The organism is Streptomyces sp. CA-146814 (genome assembly GCF_050942385.1).
GTDB lineage: Bacteria > Actinomycetota > Actinomycetes > Streptomycetales > Streptomycetaceae > Streptomyces.
The window spans coordinates 5223586-5246504 of the sequence record NZ_CP192068.1; the positions used below are offsets into that span (position 1 = coordinate 5223586).

Here is a 22919-nt window from a genome sequence, read left to right on the forward strand (position 1 = left end):
GGATGACGTGGAAGCGCATGACGGGGAAGAGGGGCGGTGCCGACGTCGGCACCGCCCCTCTTTCGCGTACGTCCGGTCAGCGCGTCGCCATCTCGAACCAGACCACCTTGCCGGTCGACAGCCGCGTCGCGCCCCACCGCCGGGCCAGCCGGTTCACCAGGAACAGCCCGCGGCCGCCCTCGTCCGTCTCGCGCGCCCGGCGCTGGCGCGGCAGCTGCGGAGAATCGTCGCCGACCTCGCAGCGCAGGATGTCCGTCCGCAGCAGCCGCAGCGTCACCGGCCGCTCCGCGTAGCGCACCGCGTTGGTGACGACCTCGCTGACCAGCAGCTCCACCTCGTCGGACATCTCGTCCAGACCCCACCGGGCGAGCGCCCGCCGGGCCAGCCTGCGGGCCCGGCCCGGAGCCGCGTCCTCCGGCTCCAGGTACCAGTACGCCACGTCGCTCGGCGCGATCCCGTCGAAGCGGGCGGCGAGCAGCGCGATGTCGTCGTCCCGGTCGCCCGGCCCCAGCATGTCGAGCACGTCGTCGCAGAGGGCCTCCAGCGGCGGCGCGTGGTCCGGGCCGGTGAGCTGCGCGGTCGCCGCCAGGCGCTCCCGCAGCTGCTCGATCCCCGTCCACACGTCCCGCAGCCGCGACTCGACCAGCCCGTCGGTGTACAGCAGCAGCGTGGCGCCGGCCGGTGCGTCCAGCTCCACGGCCTCGAAGTCGACCCCGCCGACCCCGATCGGGGCGCCCGGCGGCACCCGCAGCACCTCGGCCCGGCCGCCCAGGTGGAGCAGGACGGGCGGCGGGTGGCCGGCGTTGGCGATGGTGATCCGGTGCGAGACCGGGTCGTACACCGCGTACAGGCAGGTGGCCATCCGGTCGCTGCCGAGCCGCTGCGCCTGCTCGTCCAGGTGGTGCAGCACCTCCTGCGGCGGCAGGTCGAGCTGCGCGAGGGTCTGCGCGGTCGTCCTCAGCTGGCCCATGATCGCGGCGGAGGTCATGGAGTGGCCCATCACATCGCCGACGACGAGGGCGACCCGGCTGCCGGGCAGCGGGATCGCGTCGTACCAGTCGCCGCCGACCCGGGCCGTCTCGGCCGCCGGGAGGTAGCGCGAGGCGAGGCGTACGCCGGTGGGCTGCGGGAGCGAGTCGGGGAGCATCGTGCGCTGGAGCTCGTCGGCGATGTAGGCCTCGCGCCCGTACAGCACGGCCTTGTCGATGCCGAGCGCGGTGTGCGTCGCCAGCTGCGCGGCCACCAGCAGGTCACTGGCCTCGAAGGCGGGCCGCTCGGTGGACCGTACGAAGACGGCCGCGCCGATCACCCGGCGCCGGCCGCGCAGCGGGGCCAGGATCGCGCGGTGGCCGGTGGGGACCGGACGGCCGGGGCCGAGCAGCTCGGGCAGCGCGGCGCGGGCCGCAGCCGAGTCGCCGAAGACCGGCCGCACACCGCGCAGCACCTCGGCCAGCGCGCCGCCCGCCCGCACCTCGCACAGCTCGGCGGCGGGCATCAGGTCGGCCGTCGGGTCGCTGAGCAGCGGCCGCAGCCGCTCGCTCTCCGGGCCCGCCTCGCCGCTCTCCTCGTCGGTGTGGCGGAGCCGGTCGGAGCGGCGCAGCCGCAGCACGAACGGGCTCACCGGCCGCTCGTCGCCGACCGGCAGCGGGTCGCGCAGGTAGACCAGGATCGCGTCGGAGAACGTCGGCACGCTGGCCCGGCAGAGGCCGAGCACGATCTCGTCCAGGTCGATGCCGCGCGCGATGCGCCGGGTCGCGGCCCCGACGAAGCGCAGCCGGTCGCCCTCGCGGCGGGTGGCCGCCTGCGCCTCGGTGACGGCGGCGGGTCCGGGCCCGGGGTTCGGTGCGGCGGCCGGCGACGGGATCGCGGCCGCGGCGGCCGCGGCCGCCGCGTCCTGCTGCCGGGGCCGGGTGCGCTCCTGCTGCCGTGCCGCGAGCGGCTGCCGGCCTTCGTGGGAGGTGGGGTGCTCCGTCACGCGTGGGATTCCGTCCGTCCGGGCCGGTTGTATGAGGCAGTCGCCTCGTGGGGCGCCACTGTGCCCCGGCGACCGCGATGAGGACAACGGCTGTCTGCGGATGCCCCGGCGCGCGGGGCCGAAACCGTACGTCCGCGAGATGGCCGGAGGACGACGTTCCGTGCGGGCGCCGGTCTGGTCACGGCGAGGCGGCAGCGGGCAGCGAACACGTCTCCACCCCCTCGTGGTGGTCCTGCGACCGGGCGGTCCGGCCGGGTCCGTGGCCCGTCGGTCCGCACGACCGGTGCGATGACTTGTGGTCAGATCCGGTGTGTCCCTCGGAGAGCCGGGCCTGCCGACCGGGCTCCCGTGGGGTGTATCCAGGGTCTCACGACGGCATAGGGGCAGGGGTGCGGTCCCAGTCATCCGGCAGCGGCGGAACCCGCCACCCCGGATCGGGCCGCCAGTGCTCCCAGCCGTCCCGGAACGGCGACCCCCACCCGGTGATCACCTCGACCGCCGCCCGGCCCGCCTCCCGGACCCCCGCGGCGGTCGCGCGGTCCATCAGACCGACGTGCTGCGCCTGGGCGAACTCGTCCTCGTCGAGCCACTTCCAGCTCCGGTCCGGGTTCACGGAGATGTCGAGAAAGTGATCCTCGGAATCCACTCCTCCGGACCACCGGGTGTGCGGCTCCTCCAGGTTCACGTACCAGTTCCGGAAGAGCCAGCCCCGGTCCCAGAAGAGCCAGACCGACCACGGGTCGCCGGGCCGGGCCAGCTTCAGCACGCCGGTGCCGAACCAGGTGGAGCGTGCGGTGGTGCGCGGCGCGGTGTAGCGGGTGGCGAGCGGCTCGGCGTGCACCTGCGTGCCGTTCGCCAGGACCGGGCGTACGCATTCGGTGCCGGGCGCCATCCAGACGGCGAGCAGCTCGTCGGTGTCCTGGACGACGGTCACCGGGCGGCAGATGTGCACGGGCGGGGCCCCGGGCGCCCGGTGGGCCCGGCCGTTGTCGCGGTAGCGCCAGAGGATCTGGTCCCCCGGCGCCCAGCGTGCGCACTCTCCCGTACCTGTCATGGATGGATCTTACGGAGCGTCCGCGCCCGCCCGCTGCGACTCAGGTCACCCGGTGTGCCCGGGCGGCCCGGCGGGGTCACCCGGGCGCCCCCAGGGGCCCAGGTGACCCGTGCGTCACGGCCGTGTCATCCGCAACACGTCGAGCGCCGCGTCCAGTTGCTCCACGGTCAGATCGCCGCGCTCGACGTGTCCCGAGGCCAGGACGGTCTCGCGGATCGTCGTGCCGTCCTTGAGCGACTGCTTGGCGACCTTCGCCGCCTCCTCGTAGCCGATGTACTTGTTGAGCGGGGTGACCACCGAGGGCGAGGACTCCGCGTAGGAGCGGGCCCGCTCCACGTTGGCGGTGATCCCGTCCACCGTGCGGTCGGCCAGCAGCCGGGAGGCGTTGGCCAGCAGCCGTACGGACTCCAGCAGGTTCTTCGCGATGACCGGGAGCATCACGTTCAGCTCGAAGTTGCCGGCCGCGCCCGCCGTGGCGACCGTGGCGTCGTTGCCGGTGACCTGGGCGGCGACCATCAGGACCGCCTCGGGGATCACCGGGTTGACCTTGCCGGGCATGATCGACGAGCCGGGCTGGAGGTCGGGCAGGTTGATCTCGGCGAGGCCGGTGCGCGGGCCCGAGGCCATCCACCGCAGGTCGTTGGAGATCTTGGTGAGCGAGACGGCGATCGTCCGGAGCTGGCCCGAGGTCTCCACCAGACCGTCCCGGGCGCCCTGCGCCTCGAAGTGGTCGCGGGCCTCGGTCAGCGGCAGCCCGGTGGCCTCGGCCACCTCCGCGATCACGGCGGCGGAGAAGCCGGGCGGCGTGTTGATGCCGGTGCCCACCGCCGTACCGCCGAGCGGGAGTTCGGCCAGGCGCGGCAGCGAGGCGCGCAGCCGCTCCACGCCGTACCGGATCTGCGCCGCGTAGCCGCCGAACTCCTGGCCGAGGGTGACCGGGGTGGCGTCCATCAGATGCGTACGGCCGGACTTCACGACCTCCGCGAACTCGGCCGATTTCCGCCCCAGCGATTCCGCCAGGTGGTCCAGCGCGGGGATCAGGTCGGCGGTGACGGCGGCGGTGGCCGCGATGTGGATGGAGGAGGGGAAGACGTCGTTGGACGACTGCGAGGCGTTGACGTGGTCGTTGGGGTGGACCGGGCTGCCGAGCCGCTCGGAGGCGAGCGTGGCGATGACCTCGTTGGTGTTCATGTTGGAGGAGGTGCCGGAGCCCGTCTGGAAGACGTCGACCGGGAAGTGCTCGTCCCAGCGGCCCGACGCGACCTCGTCGGCCGCCTCCTGGATCGCGGCCGCGATCTCCGGATCCACCACCTTCAGCTCGGCGTTGACCTTGGCGGCCGCGCCCTTGATCCGGGCCAGCGCCTCGATGTGCGCCCGCTCCAGCCGCTGCCCGGAGATGGGGAAGTTCTCCACCGCGCGCTGGGTCTGCGCGCGCCACTTGGCATGGGCGGGAACCCGCACCTCACCCATCGAGTCGTGCTCGATCCGGAACTCCGGACCGCCCTTCGGATCTGCCGCCGTGTCGGCCATCGTGTTTAAACCTCCTGCAAAAGATGAGCACGTGTCTTGTTCCAGCTATTCCCAAGTCGCCTACCGGCCAGTAAATACCCGGGGTAACCACTCACCCGGGAGGCGCAATGAGGCGCACCAGGCTCAGACTTCGAGGGCTCCGCAGCCTTCGCCGGCTCCGCTGTACGGCCGCCGTCACCGCCGCGTTCGCGGTGGCCGCCACCACGTTGGCGGTCGCCGGACCGGCGGGCGCGGCCGATTCGGGTACCGGCACCAGCACTATCGCATCGACTCCTCTCCCGCCCGCGCTGGAAACGATCCGGGCGGCCGAAGCCACCCGGCTGTACGGCAGCCCCGCCGAACGGCCGCTCGCCGAACGGAAGACCGGGCTCATCTCGCTGGGCGACAGCGAGATCTCCGGCGAAGGCGTCGGCACCTACGACCCCGGCACCAACGGGCCGGACAACTGGTGCCACCGCTCACCGGAGGCCGCCATCCACCGCACGGGCATCGCGGCGGACGTCACGTACAACGTCTCCTGCTCCGGCGCTTACTCCGGGAACATCAGAATCGGCGGAAACAAGCAGTACGCCGACGAGCTGGTCCAGAGCGACAGCCTCGCCATCAAGGCCCGCAACACCCGGATCAAGATGGTCGTCCTGGTCGCCGGAGCCAACGACGACCTCCAGTTCGGCCCGGTCATGACGGACTGCGTGGTCCGTTACCTCACCCTCCAGGGCCCGTGCGAGCCGAAGTACGCGGGCGGCTGGCAGGCCCGCGTGGACGCGCTGGTCCCCAAGGTCGAGGCGACCGTCCGCGACCTGCGTACGGTGATGACCGACGCCGGGTACGCGAACAGCGACTACAAGCTCGTCCTGATGGGCTACCCGAGCCCGATCGGCCCGGACTTCTACGACAACCCGAAGTTCCCCGGCAAGCTCATCTGCGGCGGCCTCGGCTACGACTCCGACACCGTCTGGGGCCGCAACACCGCCGTGCCCGCCTTCCAGGTGGGCATGCGCAAGGCGGCCGCCTCCACCGGCGCCACGTACCTCGACAACTCCCGCCTCTTCCACGGCCACGAGGTGTGCAGCGAAGCCCCGTGGGCGCGCGGGCTCTACATCGACCTGGGCAAGCCCGGACTGCCGGACGAGAACTCCGTACGCCAGTCCTTCCACCCCAACGCGGCCGGCCACCGGGCCTTCGCCTCCTGCCTGACCCAGATGTACGACTCCGGGCTCCGCGAGGCGAGCTGCGCCGACCCGGCCAGCACGGGCAACCCGGTCCTCCAGGGGGCCGCCTGGGACGACCTGTTCCGGCCGGTGAAGAACGAGGCCACCGGCACCTGTGTCGACGTCCCCGCCTCGGTGACCCGTAACGGCACCGCGATCGGCGGCTGGGACTGCCACGGCGGACGCAACCAGAACTGGTGGTACGACACCGGTACGCAGACCCTGCGCACCGCGCTCAGCCATGACCGGTGCCTGGACGTGTCGGGCGCCAAGTACAACGCGGGCGCCACGCTCGTCGTGTGGAACTGCGCGGGCGCGGCCAACCAGAAGTTCGTCCGCCAGGCGGGCACCATCCGCCCGGCCGCCGCGACCGGGCTCTGTCTGACGCTGGCGGGGGCCAAGGACCCGCTCAAGCTCCAGACGTGCGACGGCAGCGCGAAGCAGCGCTTCGTGTAGGAGGCGTACGTGTAGGAGGCGTACGGATCCAGGTGGGTGGCGGCGTCGTCCGCCACCCACCGCCCGCCGCCGTCAGCCGCCCGTCATCACCGCGCCGAGGATCGCCGCCAGATACGCCGGGTCGTCCACCCCGCACAGCTCGCGCGCCGAGTGCATCGAGAGGCCCGGCACGCCCACGTCCACCGTCGTCACGCCGAGACGGGCCGCAGTCAGCGGGCCGATCGACGTGCCGCACGGCATCGCGTTGTTGGAGACGAACGGCTGCCAGGGCGCTTCCGCCCGCTCGCAGGCGGCCGTGAACATGGCGATACCGGTGGAGTCGGTGGCGTACCGCTGGTTGACGTTCACCTTGACCGTCGGGCCACCGTTGGGCAGCGGACGGTGGTCGGGGTCGTGGCGCTCCGCGTAGTTCGGGTGCACCGCGTGCGCCATGTCGGCGGAGACGCAGAACGCTCCGGACAGCGCCCGCGACCAGTCCTCGTCGCAGCCGCCGCGGGCCGCGACCGAGCGGGAGAGCACCCGCTCCAGCAGCGGGCTCTGCGCGCCGGTCTCGGAACCGCTGCCGACCTCCTCGTGGTCGAAGGCGGCCAGCACCGGGACGAAGGACGGCTCGGTGGCCCCGGTCGCCGCGTCCACCAGAGCACTCACTCCGGCGTGCACCGAGACCTGGTTGTCCAGCCGGGACGCCACCACGAACTCCCGCTCGGCGCCCAGGTACCCGGGCTGCTGGATGTCGTGCAGCATCAGGTCCCAGCCCAGCACGTCCGCCGCGTCCTCCCCGGCCGCCGTCGCGACCAGCCGCAGCAGCTCACCTTCGCGCGGATCGCCGAGCGCCCAGATCGGCGCGATGTGGCGCTGCCGGTCCAGCGCCACGCCGTCGTTGACCGTGCGGTCCAGATGGATCGCCAACTGCGGTACCCGCAGCAGTGGTTCGTCGATCTGTACGAGGCGGCTGCGCGGGCTGCCGTTCGGGCCGCCGCGCAGCGCGAGCCGGCCGGAGAGGCCGAGGTCCCGGTCGAGCCAGGTGTTCAGCGGGACCCCGCCGTAGATCTCCACCCCGATCTGCCGCCACCCCGAACTTCCGGTGTCCGGTGCGGGTTTGATCCGCAGGTTCGGCGAGTCGGTGTGGGTGCCGACGATCCGGAACGGGGTGTGCGCGGGCGCGCCCTCGGGGACGTACCACGCGATCAGTGCTCCGGCCCGGCTGACGAAGCAGCCGCCGGTCGCCCCGGTCCAGTCGTCCGTGCCGAGCAGCTCGCGGAATCCGGCTTTCTCCAGCCGCTGGGCGGCGCTCGCGACCACGTGGTACGGCGAAGGGCTTGCGGCGATGAAGGCGAGCAGGTCGTCGGTGTGGCTGCGGTGGGGGGCCGGGGTCATGCGGCGTCCGCCTTTCCGGAGTTCGGCAGTGGTCGCGCGGCGAAGGGCCGCAGGGCGCCCAGGGTGCCCGGCGGATCAGGCCGGTGGAGATGGTCAGGAACGTCCGGCAACCTTTGGCGGTGCGCCCGGCGCGGCGCAAGCCCGGAAGGCGGCGGGCTGCGGGAAAGCGGCGGTGCGGACCGGCCACCTGACCGGTGCGGTGGCCCGAGGGCGGCCGGGGCCGGTCGGGGCGAGTTTTTCAACGTCCTTGCGTGTGGTGTCCGTTCGGGCGAGCTGACAGCGCTCTGCCGGGGATGGCCATCCGGCCTGTGCGTCGGCCGGCGGGCGTGCGGTGGAGGCCGTCGGGCCTGTTCCGGACCCGATCGGGCCGGTGGCGTCTGCCGGCGCGAGATTGGCTTGATATCGCCGTACGGGAGTCGTCCTCGCACCGGGGCGCGGCTCGGCTGCCGCCCGGGCACCGCCCGAACGCGGAAGAGGAGGCGCCCGTTCGGACGCCTCCTCTCTCCGTGTGCCGCGTGTGCCGTGGCCGGCGGCCGGTCAGCCCAGGCCGGGACCCCGGACCGGAATGCTGGTGAACGTCGGCGCCGGGGCGGGCTCGGTGAAGAAGTCGTTGCCCTTGTCGTCGACGACGATGAACGCCGGGAAGTCCTCGACCTCGATGCGCCAGACCGCCTCCATGCCGAGCTCCTCGTACTCGACGACCTCGACCTTCTTGATGCAGTCCTGCGCGAGCCGCGCCGCCGGGCCGCCGATCGAGCCGAGGTAGAAGCCGCCGTGCGAGCCGCAGGCGTCGGTGACCTGTTTGCTGCGGTTGCCCTTGGCGAGCATCACCTTGGAGCCGCCCGCCGCCTGGAACTGCTCCACGTACGAGTCCATCCGGCCGGCCGTCGTCGGCCCGAAGGAGCCGGAGGCGTACCCCTCGGGCGTCTTCGCCGGGCCCGCGTAGTAGACCGGGTGGTCCTTCAGGTACTGCGGCATCTCCTCGCCCGCGTCCAGCCGCTCCTTGATCTTGGCGTGCGCGATGTCGCGCGCCACGACCAGCGGGCCGGTCAGCGAGAGCCGGGTCTTGACCGGGTACTTGGTCAGCTCGGCCAGCACGTCGTCCATCGGCCGGTTGAGGTCGATCTTCACGACGTCGCCGGCCTCGTCGAGGTGCTCGTCGGTGGTGTCCGGGAGGAAACGGGCCGGGTCCTTCTCCAGCTGCTCCAGGAAGACGCCCTCGGCGGTGATCTTCGCGGTGGCCTGGCGGTCGGCCGAGCAGGAGACGGCGATGGCGACGGGGAGCGAGGCGCCGTGGCGGGGCAGGCGGACCACGCGCACGTCGTGGCAGAAGTACTTGCCGCCGAACTGCGCGCCGATCCCGATCTTCTGCGTCAGCTCGAAGACCTTCTCCTCCAGCTCCTTGTCCCGGAAGCCGTGGCCGGTGGGGGAGCCCTCGGCGGGCAGCTCGTCCAGGTAGTGCGCGGAGGCGTACTTGGCGGTCTTCAGCGCGAACTCCGCCGACGTGCCGCCGACCACGATCGCCAGGTGGTACGGCGGGCAGGCCGCGGTGCCGAGCGAGCGGATCTTCTCCTCCAGGAACTTCATCATGGAGGCCTCGTTGAGGACGGCCTTCGTCTCCTGGTAGAGGAACGACTTGTTGGCCGAGCCGCCGCCCTTCGCCATGAACAGGAACTTGTACGCGCCGCCGTCGGTGGCGTACAGCTCGATCTGGGCCGGGAGGTTGGAGCCGGTGTTCTTCTCGTCCCACATGGTCAGCGGGGCCATCTGCGAGTAGCGCAGGTTGAGCTTGGTGTACGCGTCGAAGATCCCGTGCGACAGGGCCTCCTCGTCACCGCCCTCGGTCAGCACGTTCTGCCCGCGCTTGCCCATGACGATCGCCGTCCCGGTGTCCTGGCACATCGGCAGGACGCCCGCGGCGGCGATGTTCGCGTTCTTCAGGAGGTCCAGCGCCACGAACTTGTCGTTGGAGGAGGCCTCCGGGTCGTCCACGATCCGCCGCAGCTGCGCCAGGTGGGCCGGGCGCAGGTAGTGCGAGATGTCGTGCATCGCCTCGGCGGCCAGCGTGCGCAGCGCCTCCGGCTCGACCTTGAGGAACGTACGGCCGTCGGCCTCGAAGGTGGAGACACCCTCGGCGGTCACCAGACGGTACGGCGTGGTGTCCTCTCCCAGCGGGAGCAGATCGGAGTACGCAAACTCTGGCATTACGGCCATTCCTCACTCGGCGACAGCGGCTGACCTCCCTTGGGCAGCGCATCAACCAGGGTAGAACGCGCCTCCTCGGCCGATCCTGTGAGGTAAGGCTCACCTGGAGACCGGCCCGTCCGTCTCCGGGCGCGCCGACCGGCCTCCGCGCTCGCCGCCCTGCCTCCAGGCGCGCCGACCGGAGGGTAGTCGCGATCTATCGCGTTTGGGTACGCTGGGGCGGTGGACCTAGAGAAGCAGCCCCAGCAGCCCGCCCGGCCGTCCGCCCCGCCCGCCCAGGTCTCGCCCGCCGAGGCCGTGCCCGGCGACTCGATCCGCGCCTCCGACGCCGACCGCGACCGGATCGCGGACATCCTGCGCGAGGCGATGGCCGAGGGGCGCCTGACGGCGGACGAGCACGCGGAGCGGGTCGACCTCGTCTACCGGGCCAAGACCGTCGGCGAACTCCAGCCGCTGGTCCGTGATCTGCCCGCCTCCTCCGGCGCCGCCTCCCCGCGCCCGGAGGCGCAGCCGTACGGGTACGGCCCCGAGGCCGCCGACGGCCCGGTCGACAACCTCGTCGCGGTCTTCAGCAGCGCCACCCGTAAGGGCCGTTGGCGCGTCGGCCCCCGGACGAACGCCTTCTCGCTCTTCGGCAGCGTGGAGATCGATCTGACCGAGGCGCTTTTCAGCCAACGACTCACCGTCATCAATGCCACGGCCATCTTCGGCAGTGTCGAGATCCGGGTGCCGGAGAACATCACGCTGCGCGGCAACGGCACAGGAGTCCTCGGCGGCTTCGACATCCGCTCGCTGGAGTCGGTGGACCCGGAGGCGCCGGTCGTCGTGGTGAACGGCTATGCGGTGTTCGGCGGAGTGGAGGCCAAGCCGAAGCGCGGCAAGTTCGTCGCGGACCTCCAGAGGCGGCTGCGCAAGCACCTCGGCCACTGAGCGCGGCACGGACGGACGCACTTCGAGAATCAGCCAGAACACCTCCTGGAGCCCTTGCCGCACACCGTGCGCCGGTGCCGCTCAGTGCATAGGCGTACACGCAACGGGTATGGACTGCTGCATCGTCTCTCGCTCGCGAAGCCGTAGCCGTCGTCAGGAGTAGACCGTGCTGCAACCGCCGCATCAGCCTCTGCAGGTCGCCGCCGTTCCTGCCCAGCGGACCCCCGCCCGGGAGGACGAGGCGGGCCCCTGGCACTCGGAGGCGGTGTGCCGCCGGGACGAAGCCGGGCTGTTCTTCGCCCCGTCGAAGGAGCCGACCGCCGCCCGACTGGCCCGGGAGGAGGCCGCCAAGCGCGTCTGCGCCCGCTGCCCGGTCATGGTGGCGTGCCGGGAGCACGCGCTGATGCAGCCGGAGCCGTACGGGGTGTGGGGCGGGCTCACCGCGGCCGAGCGCCGGGTCGCGCTGGCCCGCCGTCGCCGCCGCGACATCGAACTGACCGCCGCCGCACCGGCGGAGCGCATAGCCGCGGCAGGCTGAGACCGCGCAAGGGAGAGGGGGCGCGAGGACCGTAGCCCTCGCGCCCCCTCTCCCTCGACTCGTCCGCTACTTCGCGCGGTCGAAGTCGATGGCGCTGTAGGCGCGCAGCTTCGACAGCCGGTGGGTCGAGGAGATCGACCGGATCGTGCCGGACTTGGAGCGCATCACGATCGACTCGGTGGTCGCCGTCTCCGCGCGGTACCGCACACCGCGCATCAGCTCACCGTCGGTGATCCCCGTCGCCACGAAGAACACGTTGTCGCCGCTGACCAGGTCGTCGGTGGACAGGACCCGGTCCAGGTCGTGGCCCGCGTCCAGCGCCTTCTGCCGCTCCGCCTCGTCCTTGGGCCAGAGCTTGCCCTGGATGACACCGCCGAGGCACTTTATGGCGCACGCCGAGATGATGCCTTCGGGCGTTCCGCCGACGCCCATCAGCAGGTCGACGCCGGTGCCCTCGCGGGCGGCCATGATCGAGCCCGCGACATCGCCGTCCGAGATGAACTTGATCCGCGCGCCGGTCTCCCGGATCTCCTTGACGATGCCCTCGTGCCGGGGCCGGTCCAGGATGACGACCGTGACGTCCTCGGGCGTGGAGTTCTTCGCCCGGGCGACACGCCGGATGTTCACCGCCACCGGGGCGTTGATGTCGACGAAGTCCGCCGCCTCGGGCCCCGTCACCAGCTTGTCCATGTAGAAGACCGCCGACGGGTCGAACATCGCGCCGCGGTCGGCGGCCGCCAGCACGGCGATCGCGTTCGGCATGCCCTTGGCGTTGAGCGTGGTGCCGTCGATCGGGTCGACCGCGATGTCGACCTCGGCGCCGGTGCCGTCGCCGACCCGCTCGCCGTTGAACAGCATGGGGGCCTCGTCCTTCTCGCCCTCGCCGATGACGACGACGCCGTTCATCGAGACGGTCGAGACGAGGGTGCGCATGGCCTTCACGGCGGCGCCGTCGGCGCCGATCTTGTCGCCGCGGCCCACCCAGCGCCCGGCGGCCATCGCGGCGGCCTCGGTGACCCGGACCAACTCCAGGGCCAGGTTGCGGTCGGGGGCCTCCGGGGAGACCTCCAGTTGGGACGGCAGATGATGCTCGGACATCGGAGCGCACCTTTCTGTACGGCGACGACCGGATATGAGGGTGCTGTGACTCTATCGGTAGGTCGATAAAATGAGCAGTGCGGGTCACGCATGAGCACCCCGGTCCGTGTCCCCGCCGCCACCCACGGTCAGCACCCGCCTCCGGCCCCACCCTGCGGCCGGGCGTGCCGGGTCGCGTGCCACCATGGATGCCGTGGCAGAGAGCAAGCGAGGCAAGCAGACGGCCAGGAACATGTTCCTGTCGACCATCGTGACCGCCGCCTGTGCGGGCGTCATCTACATCTTCGTTCCGCACGACGAGAACCTCGACCCGGTCAAGGCCGTCGACTTCACGGTGGAACTGGCGACGGTGCGCGTCGCCGCGCCCTACCCGGTCGCCGCGCCGGAGGGCCTGCCGGAGAAGTGGAAGCCGACCTCCGTGTCGTTCGACCGCGCCGCGGGCAAGGCCTGGCACCTCGGCTTCCACGACCCGGACGGCCGGTATGTCGCGGTCGAGCAGTCCACGGCCGACGCGCGCACGTACATCCCGCAGGTCAGCCAGAAGGCCAAGGACACCGGCACCACCGAGGCGGTCGCGGGCCGCACCTGGCAGGTCTGGGAGGGCGAGAAGTACGACGCCCTCGTCCTGCCCGGCAAGGGCCACACCACCGTGGTGACGGGCACGGCGCCCCGGGAGCGGCTGGTGGAGATGGTCGAGGCGCTCAGGACGGAGCCGGTGTCGTCGCCGTCGGTCTCGGCCTCGCCGACGTCCTGAGCCTTCGCAGCCGTACGTACGTGAAGGGGCCCCGGAACACCAGGTGTTCCGGGGCCCCTTCACATGGCCGGGTGGCGTCGCTCAGACGGTGGTGATGACCTCGTCGTAGGAGAGGCGCGGGCTGCGCGGGAACCAGGCGTCCTCGCCGGGCCTGCCGATGTTGACGACCATCAGCGGGGTGTGGTCGCCGTCCAGGAACTCCTTCTGGATGCCGGCGGCGTCGTAACCGGTCATCGGTCCGGCGGCCAGGCCGGCGGCGCGGACACCGATGATGAAGTACGCGGCCTGGAGCGCGGCGTTGAGGCCGGCGGCCGACTCACGGACCGGGCGCTCGGCGAAGAACATGTCCTTGGCCTGCGGGAAGTGCGGGAGCAGCGCCGGGAGTTCCTCGTGGAACTCGTTGTCGGCGGCCAGGATCGCGACCAGCGGGGCGGTGGCGGTCTTCGGGCGGTTGCCCTCGGCCATGTGCTGCACCAGACGCTCGCGGCCCTCGGCGGAGCGGACCAGGACGACGCGCAGCGGCGACTGGTTGAAGGCGGTCGGGCCGAACTTGACCAGGTCGTAGATGGCCTGGACCTGCTCGTCGGTCACCGGCTCGTCGGTGAAGGTGTTGGCGGTGCGGGCCTCACGGAAGAGGAGGTCCTGGGCGGCGGGGTCGAGAATGAGGGACATGTGGGGGTAAACCTTCCGAAAGGGCACGGGGAAGTGACGTACTGAACCGTAACGGAGAGGTAGGTTAACTTTCAACTAAAGTCGGAGGGGAGTGATCCACTCCACAGCTCCTCCGGCTCTCCGCGTGATCAGCCGTCGGAGGCCGGACCCCCTCCGGACTCGCCCTCCGGCCGGGCCAGCGCCGCGTCCAGCCGGGCCCGGGCGCCCTCCAGCCAGCGGCGGCAGACCTTCGCCAGCTCCTCGCCGCGCTCCCACAGGGCCAGCGACTCCTCCAGCGTCGTGCCGCCCGCCTCCAGCCGGCGTACGACCTCGATCAGCTCGTCCCGCGCCTGCTCGTACCCGAGCGTGCTCGTCGCGGCAGCCGCCGCCGTACCGTCGTCCGTCATGTGATCCACCCTAGTTCTGAGCTGCAACGTCATCGCGGGGTTCGTCCCCGTCCACCCGCACCGTGAACTCGCCCTCCGACACCCGCGCCCGCAGCGGCTCACCGGGCGCACCGGCCTCGGCGGGGGAGCGCACCACATGGCCGTCGGGCCGCTGGAGCACCGCGTACCCCCGCTCCAGCGTGGCGGCCGGCGACAGCGAGACCACCCGGGCCCGGGTGTGCGCGAGCTCCGAATCGGCCCGGTCCAGCAGATGGCCCAGCACCCGGCGGCTCCGCCCGACGAGCGCGTCGACCTCCGCCGCCCGCTCGTCCACCAGCCGCTGCGGCCGCTCCATCGCGGGCCGGCCCAGCGCGTGCGCGAGCCCTCGCTCCTCGCGGTCCAGGATTCCTCGTACGGTCCGCAGCGCCCGGTCCCGGAGCTGCTGCACCCGGTCCAGCTCCTCGCCCACGTCCGGGACGACCTTCTTGGCCGCGTCCGTGGGCGTGGAGGCGCGCAGGTCGGCCACCAGGTCCAGCAGCGGGGAGTCGGGCTCGTGGCCGATCGCGGAGACCACCGGCGTACGACAGGCGGCGACGGCCCGGATCAGCCGCTCGTCGGAGAACGGCAGCAGGTCCTCCACGCTCCCGCCGCCCCGCGCCACGACGATCACGTCCACCTCGGGCAGCGCGTCCAGCTCCTCGACCGCCCGGACCACCTGGCCGACCGCGTTCACGCCCTGCACGGCGGTGTTGCGGACCTCGAAGCGGACGGCGGGCCAGCGGCGGCGCGCGTTCTCCAGGACATCGCGCTCGGCGGCGGAGGCCCGCCCGCAGACCAGCCCGATGAGCTGAGGCAGGAAGGGGAGCGGCCTCTTCCGGTCCAGTGCGAAGAGCCCTTCGGAGGCGAGCGACTTCTTCAGCTGCTCCAGCCGCACCAGCAGCTCACCGATGCCGACCGGCCGTATGTCGGTGGCCCGCAGCGACAGCTGTCCCCGGGGCGCGTACCACTCGGGCTTGGCGAGCACGACGACCCGCGCGCCCTCGCTCACCACGTCGGCGATCCGGTCGAACACCTGCCGGAAGCAGGTCACGCTCACCGAGATGTCATGGGCCGGGTCGCGCAGGGTCAGAAAGACGACCCCGGCACCCGGCCGCCGCGAGAGCTGGGTGATCTGCCCCTCCACCCAGATGGCGCCGAGCTTGTCGATCCACCCGCCGATCAGGCGCGACACCTCACCGACGGGCAGCGGCGCTTCCACGGACGTGTTGAGAGCCATGCGATCGAGCGTATCGGCACGCACTGACAGCGGAGACCGGCTCGCTACCGGAGAAGACCGGCTCGCCTACCGGAGAAGACCGGCTCGGGTAGCGGAGAGGACCCCCTCACCGCTCGCTCCCCACGCCACGCGTCCCCGTCCCCTGCACCGCCAGCACCACGAACCCCACCGCCAGCCAGCAGAGCCCCACCACCTGCGCGCTCGTCGTCGCCTCCACGATCACGGCGACGAGGATCCCCGCACCGACCACCGGGAAGAGCACGTGCTTCCACCAGACGGGCGGCCCGCTCATCCGGCGTACGACGAACCAGCCGACCACCGACGCGTGCAGCAGCACGAACGCCGTCAGCGCACCGATGTCCACCACCGACACCAGATGGTCCAGCCCGTCGTCGCGCCGGGCCGCCCACACCGCCGCCACCAGCGTCACGACCGCCGCACCCAGGATCGCGAGGCGCGGCACGCCCGACTTCGGGTCGACCTTCGCCAGCAGACCCGGCAGCCGCCGCTCCCGGGCCATCGCGAAGACCAGCCGCCCGGCCGCCGCCTGCCCCGCCAGCGCCGCGAACGCCGCCCCGATCGCCTTGCTCACCGCCACCAGGTCGTGCAGCCAGGTCCCCACGGAGGCGTCGACCGCGTCGTAGAAGGCCGACCCCTGCGCCGTCGGATCCGCCGCCAGCTCGGCCGAACTCATCGGCTCCAGCAGCGCCGCCAGATACGTCTGGGCGATGAAGAGCACCCCCGCGAGCACCAGACAGAACAGCACCGCCCGCGCCACCTTCTGCGACCCGCCCGTCACCTCCTCCGCGAACGAGGCGATGGCGTCGAACCCCAGATACGACAGCACGGCCACCGACACCGCGCCCAGCACCGCCGCCATGGAGAACGCCGCGTCCCCGGTGAGCGGCGTCAGCCACCCGCGCTGCGCCCCGTCCCGTACGAGGACGACCACGGCCGACACCACGAAGACCAGCAGCACCACGATCTCCATGGCCAGCACCGCGAACCCGACCCGCGCGGCCGCCCGTACGCCCCACAGGTTGAGCAGCGTGGTCACCAGCACCGCGATCGCGGTCCACACCCACCGCGACACCTCCGGGACCAGCGCGTTCATCGCGATCCCGGAGAAGAGGTAGGCGACGGCCGGGATCAGCAGGTAGTCCAGCATCGCCATCCACCCGGCGATGAACCCGGGCCCTTCCCCGAGCCCCTTGCGCGCGTACGTGAAGACCGACCCGGCGAAGGGCGCGACCCGCACCATCTGCGCGTAACTGAAGGCGGTGAACCCCATGACGACGGTGGCCACCAGGTAGACGAGGGCGACCGAACCGCCGGACTTGGCGTCCAGGGTGCCGAAGATGCCGACGGGGGCCATGGGCGCGATGAACAGGAGCCCGTAGACGACGAGGTCCCGGAAGCCGAGGGTCCGCCGCAGCTTGCCCTCCTCCACGCTGCTTCCGCTGTCGCTCCCCGGGACCGGCGTCATGAACCCTCCACAGTCACTGTCCGCCACACACGTGCAGCCATCAGTCTCCCGACCCGGCCGTCGAGGCGCCCGCTGGGTACGGCCTTACGATGGGACGCATGACTGCAAAGCCTGCCCGCCGTGTCCTGCTCGCCGCACCCCGTGGCTACTGCGCGGGCGTGGACCGCGCCGTGATCGCCGTCGAGAAGGCCCTGGAGCAGTACGGGGCCCCGATCTACGTCCGCCACGAGATCGTGCACAACAAGTACGTCGTGCAGACCCTGGAGAAGAAGGGTGCGATCTTCGTGGACGTCACCGCGGAGGTGCCCGAGGGCTCCATCGTGATGTTCTCCGCGCACGGAGTCGCGCCCACCGTCCACGCGGAGGCCGCCGAGCGCAAGCTCGCGACCATCGACGCGACCTGCCCGCTGGTCACCAAGGTCCACAAGGAAGCCGTCCGGTACGCCAAGGAGGACTACGACATCCTCCTGATCGGCCACGAGGGGCACGAGGAGGTCATCGGCACCTCCGGCGAGGCCCCCGACCACATCCAGCTGGTCGACGGCCCCGAGGACGTCGCGAACATCGAGGTCCGCGACGAGTCGAAGGTCGTCTGGCTCTCCCAGACCACCCTCTCCGTCGACGAGACGATGGAGACGGTGGGCGCGCTCAAGTCGAAGTTCCCCAACCTCCTCTCGCCGCCCAGCGACGACATCTGCTACGCCACGCAGAACCGCCAGATCGCGGTGAAGAAGCTGGCCGAGGACGCCGAGCTGGTCATCGTGGTCGGCTCCAAGAACTCCTCGAACTCCATCCGCATGGTCGAGGTCGCCCTCGACGCCGGTGCCGACGCCGCGTACCTGGTCGACTTCGCGAGCGAGATCGACGAGGCGTGGCTGGAAGGCGTGTCCACGGTCGGCCTGACCTCCGGCGCCTCGGTCCCGGACGTCCTGGTCGAAGGGGTCCTGGAGTGGCTCGCGGAGCGCGGCTACGAGGACGTGGAGACGGTCAAGACGGCCGACGAGTCGATCACCTTCTCCCTCCCGAAGGAGCTCCGCCGGGACCTGCGCGCCGAGGCGGCGGCCCTCTCCGCCGAGTAGGCGCGGGCAGGCACCGAGTAGGCCGAGTAGCAGGGCACAGCGCCCTGCCTCCCCGTACGGTGTTTCCATGGAGATCTTCGGCGTGGACATCGGCGGTTCAGGGATCAAGGGCGCTCCCGTGGACCTGGACCGAGGGGACCTGGCGCAGGAGCGCCACAAAGTGCTGACACCGCACCCGGCCACGCCCGACCGCGTGGCCGACTGCGTGGCCGAGGTGGTCGGCCACTTCGACTGGCAGGGCCCCATCGGGGTCACGTTCCCGGGCGTGGTCACGGACGGCACCACGCGCACGGCGGCCAATGTCGACAAGGGCTGGATCGACACGGACGCCCGCGCCCTGCTGGGCGAGCGGGTCGGTCAGCAGGTGACGATCCTGAACGACGCGGACGCGGCCGGGGTCGCGGAGATGACGTTCGGCGCGGGCCGGGGCCGCAAGGGCACGGTCATCATGCTGACGCTGGGTACGGGCATCGGCAGCGCGCTCTTCGTCGACGGCCGCCTCGTCCCCAACACCGAGCTGGGCCACCTGGAGCTGCACGGCCACGACGCGGAGAAGCGCGCCTCCACGAAGGCCAGGGAGGACGAGGACCTCAGCTGGCAGCACTGGGCGCACCGGGTGCAGAAGTACCTGCTGCACGTGGAGATGCTGTTCTCGCCCGAGCTGTTCATCATCGGGGGAGGCGTGAGCCGCAAGGCGGAGAAGTTCCTGCCGCTGATCGAGAAGGTCCGCGCGGAGATGGTCCCGGCGGAGCTGCAGAACAACGCGGGGATCGTGGGCGCGGCGATGGCGGCGGCGGGTCGGTAGGGGCCGGCGCCGGCTACCGGGCCGGCGCTACCGGCTGGCGCGGGGCCGCTCGGCCCGCCCGGCCGGTGCGCCCGCCCCGGCGACCTTCTTCTTCGGCGCCCGGGGAGCGGGCCGCGGGGCCTTCTCCGCCCCGACCGCTCCCGTACGCCCCTGAGCCACCAGATACCGCTGCCGGGCCCGCATGTGCAGAACCTTGCGTACGGAGGCGATGAGCCCGGCGACCAGCGTCCCGCCGTACAGCCACCCCGCGTGCACGGCGAGCGCGGTGACCAGGCCCATGACCTGCCCGCCGAAGCCTCCCGGCCCTCCGGAGATCGGGAAGACCCCGACGGCGAAGGCGATGGGCACGCTGATCGGCGCGGTGACGAGGTCGGCGGGCCGGACCCAGAGCGCGGTGAGCGCGCTGACGGGCAGGAAGAGCAGCCCGTAGACGAGTTCGGAGCTGTCGAACAGCAGCCGGTCCAGGCAGGCCAGCACGAACATGGTCAGCGCGGCGAACAGCCCGGCCCCGATCCCGGTGAGCCGGGGGTTGGGGAACCGCCGCAGCGCGAGCAGCACGGGCGGCACGGCACGACCCCGCCCGCCGCTGCCCCCCGCCCGGTAGACGGTGGCGGACTCACCGAAGACACCCGGCACGGGCGCGACGGGAGGAACGGGCGCGGCCTGCGGGGCCGGCCTGCGCTGCGGGGGACGTGTCCTGGGCTGTTCCACGGGGACAACGTAGGTCGCCGGGCCGGAGGAATCAGGCGTTGGACACGCGCTTTGGCCGACCTTGGCGTTGCGTTCGATGCGGCGCGGCCGAAACAGACCTGTTCGGCGGTGTACGTACGGTGTCGAGGCGTATGGGAACCTCCGCGCCCAGGGCCTTCGGCGGACCCGTGCGGGGCGGCGCGCCCCCGCCCGTAAACTGGAGAATCGGTCCACTCCGCGACCCGGCCCGAACAGCCGAGCCGGCCACGGACGCCCCTGACCCCCTCCTCACTCCAGGAAGTCGCCAAAGTGTCGCTCACGATCGGAATCGTCGGTCTGCCGAATGTCGGCAAGTCGACCCTGTTCAACGCCCTGACCAAGAACGACGTGCTGGCGGCCAACTACCCGTTCGCCACGATCGAGCCGAACGTCGGCGTGGTCGGCGTCCCGGACCCGCGGCTGAACAAGCTCGCGGAGATCTTCAACTCCCAGAAGCTCCTGCCGGCCACGGTGGACTTCGTCGACATCGCCGGCATCGTCCGGGGCGCGTCGGAGGGTGAGGGCCTGGGCAACAAGTTCCTGGCGAACATCCGCGAGTCCGACGCGATCTGCCAGGTCATCCGCGCCTTCAAGGACGAGAACGTCGTCCACGTCGACGGCAAGGTCTCGCCGAAGGACGACATCGAGACGATCAACACCGAGCTGATCCTCGCCGACCTCCAGTCCGTCGAGAAGGCCGTCCCGCGCCTGACGAAGGAGTCCCGCCTCCAGAAGGACAAGGTCGCGGTGCTCGCCGCGGTCGAGGACGCGCAGAAGATCCTGGAGTCCGGCCAGACGCTCTTCTCGGCCGGCATCACGGCCGCCACGGAGAAGGGCAAGCTCCTCCACGAGCTGCACCTGCTCACGGTCAAGCCGTTCCTCTACGTCTTCAACGTCGACGAGGACGAGCTGGTCGACGAGGACTTCAAGAACGAACAGCGCGCCCTGGTCGCCCCCGCCGAGGCGATCTTCCTCAACGCCAAGATCGAGTCCGAGCTCATCGAGCTCGACGACGACGAGGCCCTGGAGCTCCTCCAGTCCATGGGCCAGGAAGAGCCCGGCCTCGCCACCCTCGGCCGCGTCGGCTTCGACACCCTGGGCCTCCAGACCTACCTCACGGCCGGCCCGAAGGAAGCCCGCGCCTGGACCATCAAGAAGGGCGCCACGGCCCCGGAGGCGGCCGGTGTGATCCACACCGACTTCCAGAAGGGCTTCATCAAGGCGGAGATCGTCTCCTTCGACGACCTGGTCGAAACGGGCTCGGTCGCCGAGGCCCGCGCCAAGGGCAAGGCGCGCATGGAGGGCAAGGAGTACGTCATGCAGGACGGGGATGTGGTGGAGTTCCGCTTCAACGTGTGAGCGGATGAGGTGACGCCCCGTCGCTCGACGTGGCGGACAAGCGGGCCGAAGGGGCCGGACTCTCGTGAGCCCGGCCCCTTCGTCGATCCTGTGCCGGATCGTGATCCTGGCGGCTGTGCGGCGCCTTCGAGCATCGGCTCGAAGGACGAGCCCTCCTCATGGGCCACGTACGGAAGGAAGCCGTCGGGGACGGTGCGGGCGGCCGTGGTGAGGAGGCGGTCGCGGAAGGCGAGGGCGTCCAGGAGCTGGCGCGGTGAGGCGGGTACGTCGTCGATGACGCCGGGCCGGACCTGCTCGTCGTCCGTGGCGTAGGTCCGGCCCGATCGCGGATCGGGCGGGGGCAGAAGCGGTTCCGTCCCGGGGCCGGCGGGTAAGTGACGTATAGGTCCCCCTGGGGAGGCTGATTCGATGCCTTGGCTCGCATGGTTGCTCGCCGCCGCGGCGCTGGGCGTCGCGGAGTTCTTCACCCTGACCCTGGTCTTCGGGCTGCTGGCCGGCGCTGCGCTGGTCGCCGCCGTGGTGGCAGGTGTGGGGATCGGTCTGCTCGGGCAGCTCGTGGCGCTGGCCCTGGCGGCGGTTGCGGGGCTCGTTCTCGTACGTCCTGTCGCCCTGCGGGCCCTGTCCGGCTCACCCGTCACCCATGAGGGCAGCGACGCGCTGGTCGGCAAGCGGGCCGAGGTCATGCAGGAGGTGACCGCGACCCACGGTCTGGTCAAGGTCTCCGGTGAGGAATGGTCCGCTCGCGCGCTCGACGAGAGCCATGTGATCCCGGTGGGAGCGCTGGTGGACGTCATGGAGATCGAAGGCGCCACAGCCGTCGTGTACCCGCGTGAGCTTCTTCCGTGAACGCATGAACGGCTGAACACCTAGCGAGGGAGGACGCATGGATCCGGTGGTCATCCCGATTCTTGTGGCGGCGATCGTCGTTGTCTTTCTGGTGGCCGCCACGGTGCGGATCGTTCCGCAGGCGCGCCGCTACAACATCGAGCGGTTCGGCAGATACCGCCGGACGCTGCAGCCGGGCCTGAATTTCGTCCTGCCGGTGGCGGACCGGGTCAACACCAAGCTCGACGTCCGTGAGCAGGTGTACTCCTCCGACCCCAAGCCGGTGATCACCGAGGACAACCTCGTGGTCAACATCGACACGGTCCTCTACTACCAGATCACCGATCCGCGGGCGGCGGCCTACGAGGTCGCCGACTATCTGCAGGCCATCGACCAGCTCACCGTCACCACGCTGCGGAACGTCATCGGCTCCATGGACCTGGAGGGGACGCTCACCTCGCGTGAGGAGATCAACGCCCGCCTGCGGGCCGTCCTCGACGACGCGACCGGCAAGTGGGGCATCCGCGTCAACCGGGTCGAGATCAAGGCCATCGATCCGCCGAACACCATCAAGGAGGCGATGGAGAAGCAGATGCGGGCCGAGCGGGACAAGCGCGCGGCCATCCTGCATGCCGAAGGTGAGCGGCAGGCCAAGATCCTCACGGCGGAGGGTACGAAGCAGAAGGACATCCTGGAGGCCCAAGGCACGCAGCAGGCCATGATCCTCCGGGCGGACGGTGAGTCCAAGGCGGTCGAGCTCGTCTTCCAGTCCGTCCACCGCAACAACGCCGACGCCAAGGTCCTGGCGTACAAGTACCTCGAAACGCTCCCGCACCTGGCGCAGAGCGACAACAACACGTTCTGGGTGATCCCGGGCGAGCTGACGGAGGCGGTCCGTACCGTCACCAGCGCGTTCGGCGACCGGTCGGCGATGGGATCGCCCGTGGCCGCGGAGCGTGCGGACACGGCGGACGGCGGTACGGATGGTACGGACGGTACGTCGGACGAGGCCGCGACTCCGGAGCTCGAGGGCGACCCGACGCTCGCTCTGGACGCCGCCGCTGCCGCCAACGAGGCCGCGAAGCAGGCCGAGGTCGCGGTGAGCGACGCGAAGGCCGAGGCGGAGGCGGCGGGCGAGACGCAGATGCCGGGGCGGGGGCAGGTGTCCGGCGGCTGAGCGGCTGAGCGGTTGAGT

20 protein-coding genes are annotated in these 22919 nt (G+C 71.4%); 9 read left to right on the forward strand and 11 right to left on the reverse strand.

Going from position 1 to position 22919, the window contains the following annotated elements:
• Positions 1-76: 76 nt before the first annotated feature.
• From ACQP09_RS23535 to ACQP09_RS23545, 3 genes are all read right to left on the reverse strand, one after another.
• The gene (locus ACQP09_RS23535) at positions 77-1975 is read right to left on the reverse strand and encodes a SpoIIE family protein phosphatase (RefSeq protein WP_433402721.1); all 1899 of its coding nucleotides are present in this window, start codon (positions 1973-1975) and stop codon (positions 77-79) included.
• A gap of 367 nt (positions 1976-2342) precedes the next feature.
• Positions 2343-3029, reverse strand: a complete 687-nt coding sequence (gene fomD / locus ACQP09_RS23540) for a cytidylyl-2-hydroxypropylphosphonate hydrolase (RefSeq protein WP_433402724.1) — start codon at positions 3027-3029, stop codon at positions 2343-2345.
• Between the two features lie 114 nt (positions 3030-3143).
• Positions 3144-4559 (reverse strand): class II fumarate hydratase, encoded by a 1416-nt coding sequence (locus tag ACQP09_RS23545; protein WP_433402727.1) that lies wholly within the window; start codon positions 4557-4559, stop codon positions 3144-3146.
• 107 nt (positions 4560-4666) lie between these two features.
• On the opposite strand from ACQP09_RS23545, the gene ACQP09_RS23550 reads away from it, so the two are divergent.
• Positions 4667-6226, forward strand: coding sequence for a ricin-type beta-trefoil lectin domain protein (locus ACQP09_RS23550; protein WP_433402730.1), 1560 nt, complete (start codon positions 4667-4669; stop codon positions 6224-6226).
• A gap of 72 nt (positions 6227-6298) precedes the next feature.
• Here the strand turns inward: ACQP09_RS23550 and ACQP09_RS23555 are convergent, their stop codons facing one another.
• Together ACQP09_RS23555 and ACQP09_RS23560 are read right to left on the reverse strand one after the other, a co-directional pair.
• Complete coding sequence (locus ACQP09_RS23555) at positions 6299-7603, reverse strand: M18 family aminopeptidase (protein ID WP_433402732.1); 1305 nt, start codon at positions 7601-7603, stop codon at positions 6299-6301.
• A gap of 537 nt (positions 7604-8140) precedes the next feature.
• Entirely contained in the window at positions 8141-9808 is a 1668-nt protein-coding gene (locus ACQP09_RS23560) for a fumarate hydratase (RefSeq protein WP_237327705.1), read from the reverse strand.
• Between the two features lie 222 nt (positions 9809-10030).
• On the opposite strand from ACQP09_RS23560, the gene ACQP09_RS23565 reads away from it, so the two are divergent.
• Together ACQP09_RS23565 and ACQP09_RS23570 are read left to right on the forward strand one after the other, a co-directional pair.
• Positions 10031-10738, forward strand: a complete 708-nt coding sequence (locus ACQP09_RS23565; protein ID WP_432148873.1) for a DUF1707 SHOCT-like domain-containing protein — start codon at positions 10031-10033, stop codon at positions 10736-10738.
• A 166-nt stretch (positions 10739-10904) separates the two neighbouring features.
• On the forward strand, positions 10905-11276 hold the full coding sequence (locus ACQP09_RS23570) for a WhiB family transcriptional regulator (protein ID WP_015611061.1): 372 nt from the start codon (positions 10905-10907) through the stop codon (positions 11274-11276).
• Positions 11277-11342: 66 nt separating this feature from the next.
• On the opposite strand, the gene glpX is transcribed toward ACQP09_RS23570, so the two are convergent.
• Entirely contained in the window at positions 11343-12374 is a 1032-nt protein-coding gene (glpX, locus tag ACQP09_RS23575; RefSeq protein WP_010063347.1) for a class II fructose-bisphosphatase, read from the reverse strand.
• 184 nt (positions 12375-12558) lie between these two features.
• Between glpX and ACQP09_RS23580 the strand changes: the two genes are divergently transcribed.
• Positions 12559-13128, forward strand: coding sequence for a DUF4245 domain-containing protein (locus tag ACQP09_RS23580; RefSeq protein WP_433402738.1), 570 nt, complete (start codon positions 12559-12561; stop codon positions 13126-13128).
• Positions 13129-13209: 81 nt separating this feature from the next.
• Here the strand turns inward: ACQP09_RS23580 and ACQP09_RS23585 are convergent, their stop codons facing one another.
• The 4 genes from ACQP09_RS23585 to ACQP09_RS23600 all read right to left on the reverse strand — a co-directional run bounded on the left by ACQP09_RS23585 (position 13210) and on the right by ACQP09_RS23600 (position 16927).
• Positions 13210-13800: a malonic semialdehyde reductase gene (locus ACQP09_RS23585; RefSeq protein ID WP_433402741.1), complete on the reverse strand. Its 591-nt coding sequence runs from the start codon at positions 13798-13800 to the stop codon at positions 13210-13212.
• Between the two features lie 128 nt (positions 13801-13928).
• Entirely contained in the window at positions 13929-14186 is a 258-nt protein-coding gene (locus ACQP09_RS23590; RefSeq protein ID WP_433402744.1) for an exodeoxyribonuclease VII small subunit, read from the reverse strand.
• Positions 14187-14196: 10 nt separating this feature from the next.
• The gene (gene xseA / locus ACQP09_RS23595) at positions 14197-15441 is read right to left on the reverse strand and encodes an exodeoxyribonuclease VII large subunit (protein ID WP_433402746.1); all 1245 of its coding nucleotides are present in this window, start codon (positions 15439-15441) and stop codon (positions 14197-14199) included.
• A 106-nt stretch (positions 15442-15547) separates the two neighbouring features.
• Positions 15548-16927 carry an APC family permease gene (locus ACQP09_RS23600; protein WP_433402748.1) on the reverse strand — a complete coding sequence of 460 codons (1380 nt, stop codon included), beginning with the start codon at positions 16925-16927 and terminating at the stop codon, positions 15548-15550.
• A gap of 89 nt (positions 16928-17016) precedes the next feature.
• Here ACQP09_RS23600 and ACQP09_RS23605 point away from each other — a divergent pair, with 89 nt between their 5' ends.
• The gene (locus ACQP09_RS23605; protein ID WP_433402751.1) at positions 17017-18006 is read left to right on the forward strand and encodes a 4-hydroxy-3-methylbut-2-enyl diphosphate reductase; all 990 of its coding nucleotides are present in this window, start codon (positions 17017-17019) and stop codon (positions 18004-18006) included.
• 67 nt (positions 18007-18073) lie between these two features.
• Positions 18074-18811 carry a polyphosphate--glucose phosphotransferase gene (gene ppgK, locus ACQP09_RS23610; protein WP_433402754.1) on the forward strand — a complete coding sequence of 246 codons (738 nt, stop codon included), beginning with the start codon at positions 18074-18076 and terminating at the stop codon, positions 18809-18811.
• Positions 18812-18838: 27 nt separating this feature from the next.
• On the opposite strand, the gene ACQP09_RS23615 is transcribed toward ppgK, so the two are convergent.
• The gene (locus tag ACQP09_RS23615; protein WP_433406735.1) at positions 18839-19447 is read right to left on the reverse strand and encodes a DUF6542 domain-containing protein; all 609 of its coding nucleotides are present in this window, start codon (positions 19445-19447) and stop codon (positions 18839-18841) included.
• A gap of 363 nt (positions 19448-19810) precedes the next feature.
• On the opposite strand from ACQP09_RS23615, the gene ychF reads away from it, so the two are divergent.
• The 3 genes from ychF (at position 19811) to ACQP09_RS23630 (ending at position 22901) form a co-directional block, all read left to right on the forward strand.
• On the forward strand, positions 19811-20899 hold the full coding sequence (ychF, locus tag ACQP09_RS23620; RefSeq protein ID WP_433402757.1) for a redox-regulated ATPase YchF: 1089 nt from the start codon (positions 19811-19813) through the stop codon (positions 20897-20899).
• 408 nt (positions 20900-21307) lie between these two features.
• On the forward strand, positions 21308-21745 hold the full coding sequence (locus ACQP09_RS23625) for an NfeD family protein (protein WP_433402760.1): 438 nt from the start codon (positions 21308-21310) through the stop codon (positions 21743-21745).
• 37 nt (positions 21746-21782) lie between these two features.
• Positions 21783-22901 carry an SPFH domain-containing protein gene (locus ACQP09_RS23630; RefSeq protein WP_433402763.1) on the forward strand — a complete coding sequence of 373 codons (1119 nt, stop codon included), beginning with the start codon at positions 21783-21785 and terminating at the stop codon, positions 22899-22901.
• Positions 22902-22919: the final 18 nt, after the last annotated feature.

What these genes read in the sequence shown, in the direction of transcription:
- glpX (WP_010063347.1), bottom strand. Translation starts at nt 12,374, where the DNA reads ATGTCCGAGCATCATCTGCCGTCCCAACTGGAGGTCTCCCCGGAGGCC.
- fomD (WP_433402724.1), bottom strand. Translation starts at nt 3,029, where the DNA reads ATGACAGGTACGGGAGAGTGCGCACGCTGGGCGCCGGGGGACCAGATC.
- ACQP09_RS23630 (WP_433402763.1), top strand. Translation starts at nt 21,783, where the DNA reads ATGGATCCGGTGGTCATCCCGATTCTTGTGGCGGCGATCGTCGTTGTC.
- ACQP09_RS23545 (WP_433402727.1), bottom strand. Translation starts at nt 4,559, where the DNA reads ATGGCCGACACGGCGGCAGATCCGAAGGGCGGTCCGGAGTTCCGGATC.
- ACQP09_RS23600 (WP_433402748.1), bottom strand. Translation starts at nt 16,927, where the DNA reads ATGACGCCGGTCCCGGGGAGCGACAGCGGAAGCAGCGTGGAGGAGGGC.
- ACQP09_RS23585 (WP_433402741.1), bottom strand. Translation starts at nt 13,800, where the DNA reads ATGTCCCTCATTCTCGACCCCGCCGCCCAGGACCTCCTCTTCCGTGAG.
- ACQP09_RS23560 (WP_237327705.1), bottom strand. Translation starts at nt 9,808, where the DNA reads ATGCCAGAGTTTGCGTACTCCGATCTGCTCCCGCTGGGAGAGGACACC.
- ACQP09_RS23625 (WP_433402760.1), top strand. Translation starts at nt 21,308, where the DNA reads ATGCCTTGGCTCGCATGGTTGCTCGCCGCCGCGGCGCTGGGCGTCGCG.
- ppgK (WP_433402754.1), top strand. Translation starts at nt 18,074, where the DNA reads ATGGAGATCTTCGGCGTGGACATCGGCGGTTCAGGGATCAAGGGCGCT.
- ACQP09_RS23550 (WP_433402730.1), top strand. Translation starts at nt 4,667, where the DNA reads ATGAGGCGCACCAGGCTCAGACTTCGAGGGCTCCGCAGCCTTCGCCGG.
- ACQP09_RS23590 (WP_433402744.1), bottom strand. Translation starts at nt 14,186, where the DNA reads ATGACGGACGACGGTACGGCGGCGGCTGCCGCGACGAGCACGCTCGGG.
- xseA (WP_433402746.1), bottom strand. Translation starts at nt 15,441, where the DNA reads ATGGCTCTCAACACGTCCGTGGAAGCGCCGCTGCCCGTCGGTGAGGTG.
- ACQP09_RS23555 (WP_433402732.1), bottom strand. Translation starts at nt 7,603, where the DNA reads ATGACCCCGGCCCCCCACCGCAGCCACACCGACGACCTGCTCGCCTTC.
- ACQP09_RS23605 (WP_433402751.1), top strand. Translation starts at nt 17,017, where the DNA reads ATGGGACGCATGACTGCAAAGCCTGCCCGCCGTGTCCTGCTCGCCGCA.
- ACQP09_RS23580 (WP_433402738.1), top strand. Translation starts at nt 12,559, where the DNA reads ATGGATGCCGTGGCAGAGAGCAAGCGAGGCAAGCAGACGGCCAGGAAC.